We start from the raw sequence: 15,742 nt of genomic DNA, 5'->3' as shown, positions 1-15,742 counted from the left end.
ATATTTTAGGAGGAAATTATTTTACTAATTTCACTTCAACTCTTCTGTTGTTAGCTTTACCAGCTTTAGTTTTGTTAGTATCGATTGGTTTTGACTCACCGAAACCAGCTGAAGTCAATCTAGAAGCAGCGATACCATTTTCAATTAGATAATTTTTCACTGCAGCAGCTCTGTTTTCAGATAAAGTTTGGTTAGCAGCATCTTTACCATCACTGTCAGTGTGTCCTTCGATTGAGAAGTTAGCTGTTGGGTATTCTTTTAAGATTGCAGTGATTGCTTGTAATACCGGGTAAGTTTGTTGTTGGAATGAAGCTTTACCGCTATCGAATAAGATAGTTTTAGCGTAATCATTCAATCTTTTAATAGCTTCCTCGGTTACTTCAGGACAACCGTTGTTGGCTACAGTACCAGCTACATCCGGACATCTGTCGTCTTTGTCTAATACTTTGTCACCATCTCTATCCGGCCATGGACATCCACCGTTTTCTTTAGGACCTTTAACGTCTTTACATTTATCTTCTTTGTCTTGAACACCATCACCGTCAGTATCAGGACATCCGCCGAAAGCTTTTAAACCAGCAACTTCCGGACAAGCGTCAACATTGTCAGCAACACCGTCACCGTCTGTATCAGGACAACCGTTAAATTCTGCAGGACCAGCTATATCAGGACAAGAGTCTTTGCTGTTTTCAATTCCGTCGCCGTCAGTATCAGGACAACCTTTGAATTGAGGTAAACCAGCCTCTTCAGGACAAGCGTCATCTTTATCATAAATTCCGTCACCATCTTTGTCAGATCCACCAAATTTGAAAGTAAGACCTGCAAAGTGTTGCATGTGAGATGGCATATCAGTACGTAAATCTTCAAAAGAGTGTTTGTAAGTAGCACGGTAAGATAAACCTACAGTTTCTGTAAACCAATAAGTTAATCCTAAACCAGCGTTAACAGTACCAGCACTGCTTTCATCGCCTAACCAAGTATAACCTCCACCAACGTGTAATGACGGATCGATAGTTTTTGATTTAAGTAAGCTCATTAAGCTATAATTAATTACCCCATCAACTGCATAGTAGTTGATATCCCCCGGATTAGTTACCGTGTATGGTCCGTTATTAACTCTTGGATTAACAAATTTTGAAATTCTGTTAAGAGATCCAGTAATACCGAAAGAGAAGTTACCGCCTACGTGTTTAGACACGTTCACGAAAGATACAGATGGTAAGATATTCCAATTGTCACGAGCATTGAAAAACTGTGAGAATTGATCTTCCAATTTAGATGCAGCACTTACTCTAGTGTCTACAGCGTTAACACCAAAGGAAATTGCCCATGGGTTGTTGCTGTCTTGAGCTTGTGAGCTAAAACCAGCTAACAATAGCATAGCAACGAATAATTTGTTAAGATGTTTCATACTTAATTTGATTAAATTATAAAAATTATAATAGGGCAAAAGTAATACCTATTACCCTAATATCAAAATCTTATGGTTAAAATATGACCATTTAAATAATATTGAGTGATTTACCAACCTCAGTAAATGCAGCAATTGCCTTATCAAGATGTTCTTGGGTATGTGCTGCTGATAGTTGTACTCGGATTCTCGCTTTGTCTTTGGGAACAACAGGATAAAAGAAGCCAATCACATAAATGCCTTTTTTGAGCAATTCATCGGCCATTACCTGTGATAATTTGGCATCGTAAAGCATTACGGGAACTATAGCAGAATCTCCGTCGATGATATCAAAGCCGGCTTTTTTCATCCCTTCTTTAAAGTAATTTGTATTCCACTCCAATTTATCTCTCAGCGTGGTGTCTTTTTCTAACAATTCGAAAACTTTGATTGAAGCACCAACAATGGCCGGTGCCAATGAATTTGAGAATAGGTATGGTCTTGAACGCTGGCGTAAAATTTCGATGATTTCTTTCTTGGCTGTAGTATAGCCGCCCATTGCGCCGCCCAACGCTTTTCCGAGCGTTCCGGTAATGATGTCTACTCTGCCCATAACACCTTTGGCTTCCATAGTTCCTTTACCGGTGGCACCGATGAAACCGGCGGCATGACATTCGTCAACCATTACCAAAGCATCGTATTTGTCTGCCAAGTCACAGATTTTGTCTAGCGGAGCAACCAATCCATCCATAGAGAACACACCATCGGTAACAATGAGTTTGAAACGATGTCCGGCTTCAGCGGCTTTTTTCAATTGGTTTTCCAAATCTTCCATGTTGGAATTTTCGTAGCGGTAACGAGCCGCTTTACACAAACGCACACCGTCAATAATGGAAGCGTGGTTCAAACTGTCGGAGATGATACAATCTTCTTCGCCTAGTAGAGGTTCGAAAACACCACCGTTGGCATCAAAAGCCGCGGCGTATAAAATGGTGTCTTCGGTACCGTAAAACTCGGCTATCTTTTTCTCTAAAGTTTTGTGAATGTCTTGCGTACCGCAAATGAAACGAACCGATGACATTCCGAAACCATGGGAATCCAAAGCGTCTTTGGCTGCTTGTATTACTTCCGGATGGGATGATAATCCTAAATAATTGTTAGCACAAAAATTCAAGACCGTTTCTCCATTAACCGTAATTTCGGCTCCTTGTGGTGAAGTGATGATTCTTTCTCTTTTAAAAATACCGTTTTGTTCTATGGTATTTAATTCGTTTTGTAGGTATTGTTGAATTTTTCCGTACATGATTGGAATTTAAATTTAATATTGTTTGATGTTGATGTTACAAATTTACTACTTCTAAGCGTTCTCCAATGTAAACCAAAGCTTTTTTAGTCACTTTAAAGCCCATTTTTTCTATAGCATTTTGGTAATTTTCTAATTGTGTGGTGTATTTGGTTTGGTGCGCACCGGTTTTGTAATCTAATAAGTAAATTTCTTTGTTGGGATTGATAACCATTCGATCAGGTTTAACCAAATGGCCTTCTTTTTGAATGATAGTTTGTTCGTTCAAAATTGTATTGCCGGACGCAAAATAAGGCAACAAGTCTTGATGTGTGACTACTTGCTCCAAAGTTTGTGCGATGGTTTCCTTTTGCGAAGTGATGATTAATCCGTTTTCAATGGCTTTGGTGAGCGCCAGGTCGATGTCGTCCGAAGTGTTGACAAAAGACAAGATTTCGTGTAAAATGTTCCCGAATTCAATGGCTTTTTGTTGTTGGGTATTCCACATCAAACTTTCTTTTTGGGCAATTTTGATATTTTTCGGATTCAAGGTAGCCGATAATTGCGGAATCACTTCTGTATCTGAGGTCGATGTTTCGGTTTCAGACAGTTTGTCGGCTTGACCAAAAGCGTAGTCGAGTTGGTTTTCATCGAATGATTCCCCTATGAATTTGATGAAGAATGTCGCCATGTTGTTCGGATATTCTCCCGAAGTTTTGCTTCGCGTTTGCATGCCCGAAATAATGTACAACTGTTCTTCGGCACGTGTTAAGGCCACATACAATACATTGATGTTGTCCAACAACTCTTCTTGTTTTTTTTGTTGGTAAAGAGTATTTGCTTCTTCGCCGTAACTGCTTACTTTACTGCTTTTGTCTACCAAAACTTTCGGCAAACCAATGGTTTCGGCATCGGCATTCAACCACATCTTTTCCCTCGGCCCTTTGCTGTAATCTTCTTCGGCAAACGGAAAAATCACCACCGGAAATTCGAGTCCTTTCGATTTGTGAATGGTCATAATCCGAACCGCATCATTGCCTTCAGGCGACGGAATGCTGAGTTTCTCCGAATTCGTATCCCAATAAGTGAGAAAATCCGAAATACCGGCTTGCTTTTTCAAGTCGTGTTCCAATATCAAATCGAGGAAAAACTGTATGTAAGCATTGCGTTTGTGGGTTGGAATGACTTTAGCAATAATGATTTCCGTGGCTTCATAAAGCGATTTTTTGCGGATGTTTTCAAATGAAAAATCGAGATGAAAACGGTGCAACCATTGTTGGAAAGCCGATTCGCTTTTTTGTTCCATACCTTGCGCAATGAAATCGTGAATTGGCAATTGCTCTTGTAGCGAAGCCAAATAGTACAAAAAGTTGGCTTTGGCCATCAGATCGCTGTTGTTTTTCAAGTAGCGCAAAATGTGAATCACGCCTTGTACTTCGGATGAAGCGCCTAACAACAAACTTTCCGAAGACAAAATCGGTATCCCATTTTCGGTCAGGTAATTGGCAATTTCGGTCCCGTGGGCTTTTTTTCGGGTTAAGATGGCAATGTCTTTGTAGCGAAACCCCTTTTGGGTGACTTTTTCAATGGTGTCCAATGTAGCAGTCAAGTACAATTCGTTTTTTTCCAAACTCTCGTCGTCATCCCAATTTTCTTTGTCCACTTTCGGAACAAAGGAAATATTTACATAACCGCCGGTTTTGGCATTGAATTCCTGATGGCTGTGGTTGAGGTATAAGTTTTTGTAATCTTCGTGGGTAAACTCGCCCGCCAAAAAGCGAAAAAAACGGTTGTTAAAATCGATGATTTGTGAATAACTACGGTAATTCGTGCCCAAAGAAAACAGCGCTTTATCCGGATTGACAAACGGATTGTTGTTTTTGCTGAGTTCGATAAATTGTTCCGCTTTTCCGCCGCGCCAACGGTAAATGGATTGCTTCGGATCGCCAACGATCATTAACGAACCGCGTTCACCGTTTAAATCTTCGCTCGACAAGGCATTGTCTATCAGCGGAATTAAATTGTGCCATTGCATTTCGGAAGTGTCCTGGAATTCATCGATAAAGAAATGGCGGTATTTTTCGCCCAAACGCTCGTAAATAAAAGGCGCGGGTTGGTTCTGAATTTGTTCGTAAATGAGTTTGTTGAACTCGGCTATCGAAAGGATATTTTGTTCTTTCTGGATTTTGTCCAATTCATTACTCACCGTATTTAGCAACGAAAGCGGCGTAATGTTTTTCAGAAAGGCTTCGTAGAAATTTTTCTTTTCGAATGTGGCATAAATCGACGATAGCATCTCGAGCAAATCGGGTATGATGCTTTCGATGACAGCTCTGTCAGCAGCTGTTTTGTTGATGGCAATATCCTCAAATTGATGGAATGTTTTGTTTTTAGGATTGAAATTTTTTTCTGCAATACTTTTTAAATGATTCGGAAAAGATTCCCTGGAAAATGATTTGAGGTCAATTCCTTTATTGTCAATCAGCAGCAAAGCTTCTGTAGCCAATTCGACGGTTTTGGCTTCCATGGCAGCGCAAAGTTCCGTCAGTTTGTTTTTGATAGCTACGAATTCTGCTATGGTTTTATTCTGAAAATGGGTAATCTCCTGACGGTTGTTTTCGTTCAGAATTAATTTTCCGGTTTCCATAATTTCCCTTGAAATGTCCCACGATTTGTCGTCGTCGGTTTTTTCCATCGTAAAATCGACCAACAAATTGGTGAGTGTTTCGTCATTTCCGGCTTCAGCTATGATGGCGTCAACGGCTTCGGTCAGCAAATTTTCGGTGTCTAACGATACTTCGAAGGTAATGGGCAGATTCAAATCGTGGGCAAAAGCACGAATCACTTTGTGGGTGAATTTGTCTATGGTCGAAATGTCAAAAGCCGCATAATTGTGGATGAGGTTTTTGATGATGCTTTTGGCCTTCTCAGTAATCGTGGCCAACGACAAACCGGTTTCCTTGTGAATATCTTGCATCAATAGCAACGCTTTGTTGGAAGGGTTTTCTTTGGCAAATTCAGAAAGACTTTCCACCACACGGCTTTTCATTTCGTGTACCGCTTTGTTGGTAAACGTAATGGCGAGTATGTTGCGGTAGGCATCGGGTTTTTGGGACAAGAGAATAATTTTTAAATACTCTTTCACCAAAGTATAGGTTTTGCCCGATCCGGCAGAAGCGTCGTATATGGAGAAAGCTGGTTTTTGCATTAATTATGGTTTACGGTTTTAAACTTTAAAATGGATTGTTTGACATATTTGTAAACGAATACTATGAGGCTAAATTCAATCGCTTTAACCGGAATAGAGAGTAAAAATTCCCACCAAGTAAATCCGATGTTGTTGTATATAGTCCAAGAACTTGGGAGATAGTCTCTGTGAAGAGAAGTCACTATAATGACAAATCGCTCAAAAGTTAAGATAAAAGGGATAACTATCAGTATCCTGAAAAACAAAAACTTCTTTATAATATTGAATCTAATCAGTTGGGTTATAATCAGCCAAAACAAGGGTTGAAACCAAATTCCAAAAGAATATTCTCCGGTTAACCGCCCAAGGAATTGCGTTTTTTCATCTTCAGTCATTATCATAGCATAATCAAGCGTTACGGCTAAAAACCAAATAACCGCAAACAAAATCCCCAAGAATACAAAGGTTTTGCAGGCGTCTTTGTCAAATTCTGTGAGCAAGTCTTTTTTGTACTTGAATAATTTTAGAGTAAAGAATAAAACAGAATACCAACCGAAGCCTAAAATTAAATCGATCCGGATAAAATTTAAGATGAAATCAAAATCTATCATTGGCCTTTTTCGATTAAATAGACAAAGTTCAGCTTCGGCTCTTCACCGTAATATTCCACCTCAAATTCATCGACTTTTACCGCGCCGATTTTAGCTATGGCTTTTTGGGAACGAATGTTGCAAGCGCCAATGTGAAAATACACTTTGTCGACAAACTGAAAAGCATAATCGAGCATTATTTTTTTAAGCGCTTTGTTGTATCCTTTGCCCCAAAATTTCCGTCCGATAAAAGTATAGCCTATTAAAACCGATTTTTCACTTTCGTTATAATCGTAAAACCGGCTGCTGCCCACGATTTCTCCGGTGGCTGTATCCCGAATTAAAAATGCGCCTCGCGATAACAATGCGCCTTCAAAAAAGTTTTGAAATACTTCGCGTTGGTAACGCAATTTATTAGGATGTTGTTCCCAAACCAACGGATCGGATGCCACGGCGTACAAATCTTCGAAATCGTCTTTTTTTAGCAGGAAAAGTGCGATAAGTTCGTTTTGCAGATGTTGTGGTTGCCAGTTTAATGTCATGGTTAGTAGTTGGTTTTATAGCCCCGATTGCAATGGAAATCCTTTTTGACTTGCCGAGGGTTTTGGCCCTTGGGAAGTTAAAAAGATTGTAATGGAAAGCGGGAAACAGCTCCTGATAAAATATCGATTTTAATTATTTGTTAATTGGTAAATAGTATTTTATCTTCCGAAGATAAATGTATAAATTTGAATTCATTTTAGTACTAACTTAAATTAAAAATATCATGGCTTTTGAATTACCGAAATTACCCTATGCATACGATGCATTAGAACCACATATTGATGCCAGAACGATGGAAATCCATCATTCCAAACACCACAATGCGTATGTGACCAACTTGAATGCGGCGATTGCCGGAACCGATATGGAAGGAAAAACCATTGAAAACATATTGATCAATTTAGACATGACCAATATGGCGGTTCGCAATAATGGAGGCGGTCACTATAATCACAATTTGTTTTGGAGAATCATGTCGCCAAACGGTGGCGGAAAACCAACCGGTGAGTTGGCTGAAGCTATTGATGCTGCTTTTGGTTCTTTTGAAGAATTTAAAGCGCAGTTTGCCAAAGCTGGGGCAACTCGATTTGGTTCCGGCTGGGCTTGGTTGTGTGTACACAAAGGCGGAAAGTTGGAAGTGTGTTCTACGCCAAACCAAGACAATCCGCTAATGCCGGATACAGCTTGTGGCGGTTTCCCGATTTTAGGAATGGATGTTTGGGAACATGCTTATTATTTGCATTATCAAAACCGTCGTCCGGATTATATTGAAGCTTTTTTTAATGTTATCAATTGGACAGAGGTAGCCCGTTTGTACGCTACGGAAAAATAAAATCAAAATAATTTTTTTGATGTTTCAGAAGCCGATTTCGTTGGTAAAGCGAAATCGGTTTTTTATTGGAAACGGGTTAAAAAATAAACAGGCGGAATTGCTTCCACCTGTTTGCCCCAAATCTACCATAAACTTAACCTACACTAAATACTATGGTAACGCAAATCTAATAACATCCTAATTAATATTGTACTTTTTTTACAAAATTATATTGGGATGATAGGCAAATGAGAGTAAAAACTGCTTTTTTGATGATTTTCAGACGGTTGTAAAATAAAAAAGGTGAAGAAAAACTTCACCCTTTTTGCCCCAAATCTACCATAAACTTAACCTACTAATGCTATGGTGATTCAAAAGTATGAGAGTTTATAAGTGTTAAAAAATATAATCGCTAAACGGCAAGGAAAATCGTTGAAAATTTTCAGCTGATTTTGAGAGTAGTAGAAAATAAAAAAGGTGAAAATTTCTTTTCACCCTTTTTGCCCCAAATCTACCATAAACTTAACCTACTAATGCTATGGTAAGGTCAAATGTAAGCGGATTAATATTTTTGGAACAAAAAATTCAGACGAACTGCATCAAAAATCGTTTAATGACAAAAAATGTTAAAATTTTAGTAAGCACGAGCATCTTTGCCCTCATAAAAATTCATAAACGCTCTGTTAACCACACGGTTACCGCCTGGAGTCGGATAATCGCCGGTGAAATACCAATCGCCTAAATTTTTCGGACAAGCCAAGTGTAAGTTGGCTACAGTTTGGAAAATAATCTTTATTTCAGCTTTAATATCTTCCGGATGTAATAGTTCCGCTATCTTGTTTGAAATTTCCGTGTCGGTGAAAGGCTTATAGATTTCAGTGACAAAGTTCACGACTTCGGCATCTTTTAGTTTTTCCTGTGCTTTGCATTTTTGGTAAACTTCTTCTACTATATGGTATTGATTTCTCTCTTTGAGTAATTCAATGGCGGCTTGAAAAGCAATTAAACCTTCCAGTTTGGCCATATCAATTCCGTAACAATCCGGATAGCGAATTTGCGGAGCCGATGAAACCACGACTATTCGTTTCGGATTCAAACGGTCCATCATTCGGAGGATACTTTTTTTCAAAGTAGTGCCGCGAACGATACTATCATCAATAATCACCAAGTTATCGTTGGGTTTGATTACGCCGTAAGTGACATCGTAAACGTGCGCTACCAAATCGTCTCTGCTGCTGTCTTCGGTGATGAAAGTTCGTAGTTTAGCGTCTTTAATGGCGATTTTTTCCGTTCGAATTTTAACCGATAGAATTTCCTCCAACTTTTCCTTGGTTAATGTTTTGCGATTGTCTAATATAAATTGGTTTTTTCTGTGGTTCAGAAAATCGTTAGCCGCTTCAATCATCCCGTAAAAGGAAGTTTCGGCTGTGTTTGGTATGAAAGAGAAGACAGTATTGTCAGTATCATTTTCAATGGCTTCTAAAACGGCCGGCAAAATTAATTTTCCTAATTCTTTTCTTTCCTGATAAATTTCGGCATCACTACCGCGTGAGAAATAAATACGCTCAAAAGAACACGCTTTTTTGATACTTGGTGTGATGATTTCTTGTTGCGATACGGTTCCGTTTTTTTTGATGATTAAAGCATTGCCCGGAAGTAATTCCTGCACTTTTTCGAAAGGCACATTGAAGGTGGTTTGAATCACCGGTCTTTCCGAAGCTACGACTACAATTTCATCATCTTCATAAAAATAAGCCGGGCGAATTCCGGCCGGATCGCGAAACACAAAACTGTCGCCGTGACCCAACAATCCGGCCATGGCATAACCACCATCCCAACCTTTAGAGGCGCGTTTTAAGATTTTAGCGACGTCGAGTTTTTCGGCAATTACCGGAGAAGCTTCTCTTTTGGATAAGCCGTTGTTTTTGCATTCTTGGTACAAATCGGTTACTTCATCGTCGAGGAAATGACCAATTTTTTCCATTACCGTTACGGTATCAGCTAATTCTTTCGGGTGCTGCCCCAATTCGACCAAACTGTTGAACAATTCGGTTACATTAGTCATATTGAAATTTCCGGCAACTATCAGATTTCGATGCATCCAATTGTTTTGACGTAAGAATGGGTGTACACTTTCGATGCTGTTTTTACCAAAAGTACCGTAGCGAACGTGTCCTAAAAACAGTTCACCTATGTATGGCAAGTTTTCTTTCTGTAAATCAACGTTGTCTTGGTATTCCGGATGTTGCTCTAATGCTTCGTTGATGCGATCATTGATTTGGTCAAAGATATCTTGTATGGGTTGTGCTTTGTTCGAGCGCACTCTACTGATGTAACGTTCACCCGGTTCTATATCGAATTTAATAGAGGCAAAACCGGCACCGTCTTGACCGCGGTTGTGTTGCTTTTCCATCAGCAAATACATTTTCTGAATCCCATAAAAAGCAGAACCGTATTTTTCTTTGTAAAAGGCTAACGGTTTTTTTAATCGTAAAAGGGCAATTCCACATTCGTGTTTAATGGCGTCGCTCATAGTGTGTTGTGTTGTTGTTTAGTTGTATGTTATGGTATTTTAAAACAAAAATGCCTCGAAATTTCGAGGCATAAAGTTATTGTAAATCTATTTCAAATTGTGTTAAAGCTCTGAATTGTTTCAAGCGCTCGTTCACTTCTTCTTTGGTTAGTTCGAGCATTCTTTCGGTTCCGAATTTCTCCACACAGAAAGACGCTAAGTTAGAGCCTTGAATGATAGCGGTTTTCATCGTTTCGAAAGAGATGTCACCTTGTTGCGTGATAAAGCCTGCAAAACCACCGGCAAAAGTATCACCGGCACCGGTTGGATCAAATACATCCGCCAAAGGTAAAGCTGGAGCAAAGAAAATGTGTTCGTTGTGGAAAATTAACGCACCGTGTTCTCCTTTTTTAATCACTACGTATTTTGGTCCCATAGTGTGGATTTTAGCCGCTGCTTTTACCAACGAGTATTCTCCTGATAACTGACGTGCTTCTTCATCATTAATGGTAATCACGTCAACACGTTTAATAACGTCTAACAATTCCGGTAAGGCACAATCCATCCAGAAGTTCATAGTATCTAAAACCACCAATTTAGGTTTTTGGCTCATTTGGTTTAAAACGCCGGTTTGAACAATAGGGTGTAAGTTCCCCAACATCACCACATCGGCATCTTTAAAATGATTGGGAACAATCGGATTGAAATCGGCCAATACATTTAACTCGGTGGCTAATGTATCTCTCGAATTCATATCGTTGTGGTATTTACCGCTCCAGAAAAACGTTTTGCCCTCTTTTACGATTTCTAAACCTGAAATGTCAATGTTTCTGGCCGTTAGTAAATCTAAATATTCTTGAGGAAAATCGCCGCCAACTACTGATACGATAGCTGATTGCAAATTGAAGTGCGAAGCAGACAATCCGATAAAAGTACCGGCGCCGCCAAGGATTTTATCTGTTTTCCCGAAAGGGGTTTCAATAGCATCAAAAGCTACTGTTCCAACTATAAGTAATTTGTTCATTCTTAGGGTTTCAAATTAAAGGCGCAAAGATACGGTTTTCCTTTAAAAGTTTAAAATGGTTTGAAGTTTAAAAAAGTTTCCCTTCTTCTCTTTCATAAAAAGCATCCACAGAGAGTTTTTCTAAACCTGAAGCATACACTGCCAACTCGTCACAGCGTTCGTTTTGCGGATGGTTGTTGTGGCACTTGATCCATTTAAAATCGACTTGGTGCTTGCGGTAAATTTTGAGGAATCGCATCCATAAATCCGGATTTTTTTTGCCTTTAAATCCGATTTTTTCCCATCCGAAAACCCATTTTTTTTCTACGGCATCGACCACATATTTGGAATCGGAAACCACTAGGACTTTCATGTTAGGTTGTTTTAATTTTTCCAAACCAACAATCACAGCCAATAATTCCATTCGGTTATTAGTTGTATGGCGGAAACCTTCATAGAATTCTTTGCGATAAGGTGTGCCAACCATTTCCATGACTACGCCATAACCACCGTTTCCGGGATTTCCTTTGGCAGCGCCGTCGGTGTAGATGTGGACTTGATGTGACATTTAGGCTTCTTAGATAGGTTAGACTTTATTAAATCGCTTAGATTGATTATACTTTTAGACTACTTGTTTTTTCTAAGAAGTCTAAGATAGTCTAATTAACTAACAATCTTTTTATGGTTTTAGGAAAATAATCGTGTTCCAATTCATGTATTTTGGTAGCAATTTCCTCCGGAGTTTGGCATTCTTCAATGTTGACAGATGTTTGAAAAATAAATTCACCTTCGTCATAATGCTCGTTGACATAATGAATGGTGATGCCGGTTTCTTTCTCCTTGTTCTCCAAAACCGCTTTGTGGACGTGCATTCCGTACATGCCTTTGCCGCCGTATTTAGGCAAAAGTGCCGGATGAACATTGATGATTTTATTAGGAAATTCAGCAATAATGTGTTCCGGAAATTTCAATAAAAATCCCGCTAAGACAATTAAATCCGGTTGTATCGATTGCAGTTTTTGTAAAACCAAGTTGCTTTCTAAGTCTTTTTTGCTGAAAACAAAAGAGGCAATGTTGTGGTTTTTGGCTTTTTCCAATACTTTGGCCTGCGGATTATTGGTAAACACACCGGCTACAGCAATCAGCGTACTGTTTTTAAAATGCTGAATGATATTCTCAACATTGGATCCGTTTCCCGAGGCGAACAGCACAATTTTTTTCATTTGTTTAGCAAAAAAATTAGAGTACAAAAAAAAGAATAAATACGCTATTTTGCGGCATAAGAATGTAAGATTTTGAAATTATTTTTTTACTTTCGTAGTTATATTTAGTAACAAAAAGGTTGTTATAAAATAAAGTTTTTTATTTTTGCCAACAATTTAAATTAAAAATCTAGAAATTATGTCAGACATTGCATCAAGAGTTAAAGCGATTATTGTAGACAAATTAGGCGTTGACGAAAACGAAGTTGTAACTGAAGCTAGCTTCACCAATGATTTAGGCGCTGATTCATTAGACACTGTTGAGTTGATCATGGAATTCGAAAAAGAATTTGATATTCAAATCCCGGACGATCAAGCTGAAAACATTGCTACTGTAGGTCAAGCTATCTCTTACATCGAAGAAGCTAAAAAATAATAAATAAATCACCCGTGAAGAATCTTCATTTTTCGCGGGTTTTTATTATTTTTACTGAAAAAGATTAAACTTGATTGATATTCAATCTTAAAAATATTGAAATACCCCTGTCTCTTTAATGATTAATTTGAAGAAAACAAGGGTATTATTTGTTTAAATACAATTCTAAAAAACACATTATGGCATTAAAGCGAGTTGTGGTAACAGGTTTAGGTGCGTTGACACCCATAGGGAATTCCATTGAAGAATATTGGGATGCTTTGGTAAATGGAAAAAGCGGTGCGGCACCCATCACCTATTATGATACCGAAAAACACAAAACAAAGTTTGCCTGCGAAGTAAAAAACTTCAATGTTGAAAATTATATCGACAGAAAAGAAGCTCGCAGAATGGATAAATTTGCACAGTATGCCATTGCTGCCAGCGAAGAAGCTATTAAAGACGCCGGAATTACTAAAGACAACGTGAACAAACATCGCGTTGGCGTGATTTGGGGTGCCGGAATTGGCGGATTGGAAACTTTCCAAGAAGAGGTAATGAGTTATGCGGCCGGAGACGGAACGCCAAGATTCAACCCTTTCTTTATCCCGAAAATGATTGCTGATATTGCTCCAGCTCACATTTCTATGAGAAATGGTTTTATGGGACCTAATTATACCACGGTTTCTGCTTGTGCATCCTCGGCCAACGCTTTAATCGATGCTTTCAACTACATCCGTTTAGGGATGTGTGATGTAATCATCTCAGGTGGTTCTGAAGCAGCGGTTACCATAGCCGGTATGGGCGGATTCAACTCTATGCAAGCCCTATCTACCAGAAACGACAGTCCTGAAACGGCTTCAAGACCTTTTGATGCCACACGCGACGGTTTTGTTTTAGGAGAAGGTGCCGGGGCTTTAGTTTTAGAAGAATACGAGCACGCGAAAGCTCGTGGTGCTAAAATATATTGTGAAATCGGTGGCGGCGGAATGTCTTCAGACGCCTACCATTTGACTGCTCCGCATCCGGATGGTATTGGGGTTATTGCCGTTATGGAAAACACCTTGCGCGACGCCGGAATGACACCGGAACAAGTTGACCACATCAATACTCACGGAACTTCAACGCCTTTGGGTGATGTGGCTGAATTGAAAGCGATTAGTGCTGTTTTCGGGAACCATGCTAAAAACATCAACATCAATTCAACCAAATCGATGACCGGACACTTACTTGGTGCAGCCGGTGCTATTGAGGCGATTGCTTCTATTTTAGCTATGAAACATGGTATAGTCCCGCCAACCATCAACCACAAGGTTGTAGATGAGAATATTGATCCGTCTTTGAACTTGACGTTGAACAAAGCCCAAAAAAGAGAAGTTAATGTAGCCATGAGCAATACCTTCGGTTTCGGAGGGCACAATGCTTGTGTGTTATTCAAAAAAATACAAGACTAAGTTTAGGATGAAAATTCTAAAAAATATATTCAAAAATTCCCGTTCATCATCTGAGGACGGGATTTTTTTTACTGAAATTGAAAATGTTATCGGATTCAAACCGCAATCCATTCAGTACTATCAAAAAGCCTTTACCCATCGGTCCACCAACCGCACCGATTTAAAAGGCAACCCCATGAATTATGAGCGTTTGGAGTTTTTAGGCGATGCGATGTTGAGTGCTGTTATTGCTGCCTATCTCTACAACGAAGCGCCCGCCGGTGACGAAGGTTATCTAACCAAAATGCGCTCTAAAATTGTGAGTCGAGAACACTTAAACGAGTTGGGAAGAGATTTGAATCTCATTCGGTTTGTAGAAAGTAAAGTGCCGACACAACATTTTGGTGAAAACATACACGGCAATATTTTTGAAGCTTTGATTGGTGCTATTTTCCTAGATAAAGGCTATGATTTTTGTCAAAAATTTATTCAAAAGAGTGTCATTGTACCTTACGTTGATATTGCGAAATTGGAGGGAAAGGTCATTAGTTACAAAAGTCTTTTAATCGAATGGTGTCAGAAAGAGAAAAAGTCTTTTCATTACGATGTTTTTGACGATAACGGTAACGACGGCCAGAAATACTTCGGAGTTAAATTGAGTATCGATAATAAAGTTGTTGCCAAAGCCAGAGCAACTTCTAAAAAGAAAGCAGAGGAAAAAGCGTCTCAAAGGGCTTATTTTGCGTTTCAGGAAAAAATTAACAAAAAATAATGCGGATTCTTAAAAAGCTATAACGTTTTCGTTCATAAAATAACGTTAACACAAACTTTACTTGCTGAAAATCTGTCGCAGATACACTATATTTACAATTTAAATTGCAATCTTTATGTATGTTCACAAATTGCATATTGCAGAGTTTGACAAGATAGATTATCAGTTAATTGCTATCCATTCGCCGTTAGAGGATTATCGATTGGCTTATTTTATCAACAAGCATTTACCTGTCAACCTCAAAAAATGCCACAACAACATACAGATTAGTAATAAAGAAGGCGAAACTCAGTTTACCCGATTTATTTTTGAAGACCATCAAGACATAGCTTGGAGTTTGATTCAAAACCAAAACGATGCTGTGGTTACTGCAGAGCCAAGTAATCTCGGATTGTTTGCCGACAGCAGTAACGATTTTGCCCCAAAAATTTATTTGATTCCCGAGTTTAAAAAAGTAGATTATTTTTTAAAAATCGAAAACGATGAAGCGCCTATCGATGTGCCGAAAATCATCAATTGCCTAAAAAAAATAGACAAAGTCAGCACCGTTTATACTGTTGATATTGAGAATATAAAATCAAAAAACAATTTAATTTTTTAAG

14 protein-coding genes are annotated in these 15,742 nt (G+C 38.8%); 5 read left to right on the top strand and 9 right to left on the bottom strand.

Annotated elements, in window-relative coordinates:
• Positions 1-16: 16 nt before the first annotated feature.
• From Q0M21_RS01290 to Q0M21_RS01270, 5 genes are all read right to left on the bottom strand, one after another.
• Positions 17-1,411: an OmpA family protein gene (locus Q0M21_RS01290; protein ID WP_295333607.1), complete on the bottom strand. Its 1,395-nt coding sequence runs from the start codon at positions 1,409-1,411 to the stop codon at positions 17-19.
• Positions 1,412-1,502: 91 nt separating this feature from the next.
• Positions 1,503-2,693, bottom strand: coding sequence for a glycine C-acetyltransferase (kbl, locus tag Q0M21_RS01285; RefSeq protein ID WP_295333576.1), 1,191 nt, complete (start codon positions 2,691-2,693; stop codon positions 1,503-1,505).
• Positions 2,694-2,730: 37 nt separating this feature from the next.
• Positions 2,731-5,880, bottom strand: a complete 3,150-nt coding sequence (locus Q0M21_RS01280; RefSeq protein ID WP_295333574.1) for an exodeoxyribonuclease V subunit beta — start codon at positions 5,878-5,880, stop codon at positions 2,731-2,733.
• On the bottom strand, positions 5,880-6,470 hold the full coding sequence (locus Q0M21_RS01275) for a hypothetical protein (RefSeq protein WP_295333571.1): 591 nt from the start codon (positions 6,468-6,470) through the stop codon (positions 5,880-5,882). The genes Q0M21_RS01280 and Q0M21_RS01275 overlap by 1 nt, the downstream gene beginning before the upstream one ends.
• Positions 6,467-6,991: a GNAT family N-acetyltransferase gene (locus Q0M21_RS01270; RefSeq protein WP_295333569.1), complete on the bottom strand. Its 525-nt coding sequence runs from the start codon at positions 6,989-6,991 to the stop codon at positions 6,467-6,469. Before Q0M21_RS01270 ends, Q0M21_RS01275 begins: the two co-directional genes overlap by 4 nt.
• A 224-nt stretch (positions 6,992-7,215) precedes the next feature.
• Between Q0M21_RS01270 and Q0M21_RS01265 the strand changes: the two genes are divergently transcribed.
• Positions 7,216-7,824 carry a superoxide dismutase gene (locus tag Q0M21_RS01265; protein ID WP_295333567.1) on the top strand — a complete coding sequence of 203 codons (609 nt, stop codon included), beginning with the start codon at positions 7,216-7,218 and terminating at the stop codon, positions 7,822-7,824.
• Between the two features lie 613 nt (positions 7,825-8,437).
• On the opposite strand, the gene Q0M21_RS01260 is transcribed toward Q0M21_RS01265, so the two are convergent.
• From Q0M21_RS01260 to purN, 4 genes are all read right to left on the bottom strand, one after another.
• Positions 8,438-10,336, bottom strand: coding sequence for an amidophosphoribosyltransferase (locus Q0M21_RS01260; protein ID WP_295333564.1), 1,899 nt, complete (start codon positions 10,334-10,336; stop codon positions 8,438-8,440).
• Between the two features lie 76 nt (positions 10,337-10,412).
• Positions 10,413-11,339: a PfkB family carbohydrate kinase gene (locus Q0M21_RS01255; RefSeq protein ID WP_295333562.1), complete on the bottom strand. Its 927-nt coding sequence runs from the start codon at positions 11,337-11,339 to the stop codon at positions 10,413-10,415.
• Positions 11,340-11,406: 67 nt separating this feature from the next.
• Entirely contained in the window at positions 11,407-11,886 is a 480-nt protein-coding gene (gene rnhA / locus Q0M21_RS01250; protein WP_295333559.1) for a ribonuclease HI, read from the bottom strand.
• Between the two features lie 91 nt (positions 11,887-11,977).
• Complete coding sequence (purN, locus tag Q0M21_RS01245) at positions 11,978-12,541, bottom strand: phosphoribosylglycinamide formyltransferase (protein ID WP_295333557.1); 564 nt, start codon at positions 12,539-12,541, stop codon at positions 11,978-11,980.
• 178 nt (positions 12,542-12,719) lie between these two features.
• On the opposite strand from purN, the gene Q0M21_RS01240 reads away from it, so the two are divergent.
• The 4 genes from Q0M21_RS01240 (at position 12,720) to Q0M21_RS01225 (ending at position 15,741) form a co-directional block, all read left to right on the top strand.
• Entirely contained in the window at positions 12,720-12,956 is a 237-nt protein-coding gene (locus tag Q0M21_RS01240) for an acyl carrier protein (RefSeq protein ID WP_007137004.1), read from the top strand.
• 179 nt (positions 12,957-13,135) lie between these two features.
• Complete coding sequence (fabF, locus tag Q0M21_RS01235; protein ID WP_295333554.1) at positions 13,136-14,389, top strand: beta-ketoacyl-ACP synthase II; 1,254 nt, start codon at positions 13,136-13,138, stop codon at positions 14,387-14,389.
• 7 nt (positions 14,390-14,396) lie between these two features.
• On the top strand, positions 14,397-15,140 hold the full coding sequence (gene rnc / locus Q0M21_RS01230; RefSeq protein WP_295333551.1) for a ribonuclease III: 744 nt from the start codon (positions 14,397-14,399) through the stop codon (positions 15,138-15,140).
• A 115-nt stretch (positions 15,141-15,255) separates the two neighbouring features.
• Positions 15,256-15,741: an IPExxxVDY family protein gene (locus Q0M21_RS01225; RefSeq protein ID WP_295333549.1), complete on the top strand. Its 486-nt coding sequence runs from the start codon at positions 15,256-15,258 to the stop codon at positions 15,739-15,741.
• The last annotated feature ends 1 nt before the right edge of the window (position 15,742 follow it).

Source organism: Flavobacterium sp. (assembly GCF_024710485.1).
Taxonomy (GTDB): domain Bacteria; phylum Bacteroidota; class Bacteroidia; order Flavobacteriales; family Flavobacteriaceae; genus Flavobacterium.
The sequence above is the reverse complement of the archived record's forward strand: the minus strand, read 5'-3'. Positions and strand labels throughout refer to the sequence as shown.

What these genes read in the sequence shown, in the direction of transcription:
- Q0M21_RS01290 (WP_295333607.1), bottom strand. Translation starts at nt 1,411, where the DNA reads ATGAAACATCTTAACAAATTATTCGTTGCTATGCTATTGTTAGCTGGT.
- kbl (WP_295333576.1), bottom strand. Translation starts at nt 2,693, where the DNA reads ATGTACGGAAAAATTCAACAATACCTACAAAACGAATTAAATACCATA.
- Q0M21_RS01280 (WP_295333574.1), bottom strand. Translation starts at nt 5,880, where the DNA reads ATGCAAAAACCAGCTTTCTCCATATACGACGCTTCTGCCGGATCGGGC.
- Q0M21_RS01275 (WP_295333571.1), bottom strand. Translation starts at nt 6,470, where the DNA reads ATGATAGATTTTGATTTCATCTTAAATTTTATCCGGATCGATTTAATT.
- Q0M21_RS01270 (WP_295333569.1), bottom strand. Translation starts at nt 6,991, where the DNA reads ATGACATTAAACTGGCAACCACAACATCTGCAAAACGAACTTATCGCA.
- Q0M21_RS01265 (WP_295333567.1), top strand. Translation starts at nt 7,216, where the DNA reads ATGGCTTTTGAATTACCGAAATTACCCTATGCATACGATGCATTAGAA.
- Q0M21_RS01260 (WP_295333564.1), bottom strand. Translation starts at nt 10,336, where the DNA reads ATGAGCGACGCCATTAAACACGAATGTGGAATTGCCCTTTTACGATTA.
- Q0M21_RS01255 (WP_295333562.1), bottom strand. Translation starts at nt 11,339, where the DNA reads ATGAACAAATTACTTATAGTTGGAACAGTAGCTTTTGATGCTATTGAA.
- rnhA (WP_295333559.1), bottom strand. Translation starts at nt 11,886, where the DNA reads ATGTCACATCAAGTCCACATCTACACCGACGGCGCTGCCAAAGGAAAT.
- purN (WP_295333557.1), bottom strand. Translation starts at nt 12,541, where the DNA reads ATGAAAAAAATTGTGCTGTTCGCCTCGGGAAACGGATCCAATGTTGAG.
- Q0M21_RS01240 (WP_007137004.1), top strand. Translation starts at nt 12,720, where the DNA reads ATGTCAGACATTGCATCAAGAGTTAAAGCGATTATTGTAGACAAATTA.
- fabF (WP_295333554.1), top strand. Translation starts at nt 13,136, where the DNA reads ATGGCATTAAAGCGAGTTGTGGTAACAGGTTTAGGTGCGTTGACACCC.
- rnc (WP_295333551.1), top strand. Translation starts at nt 14,397, where the DNA reads ATGAAAATTCTAAAAAATATATTCAAAAATTCCCGTTCATCATCTGAG.
- Q0M21_RS01225 (WP_295333549.1), top strand. Translation starts at nt 15,256, where the DNA reads ATGTATGTTCACAAATTGCATATTGCAGAGTTTGACAAGATAGATTAT.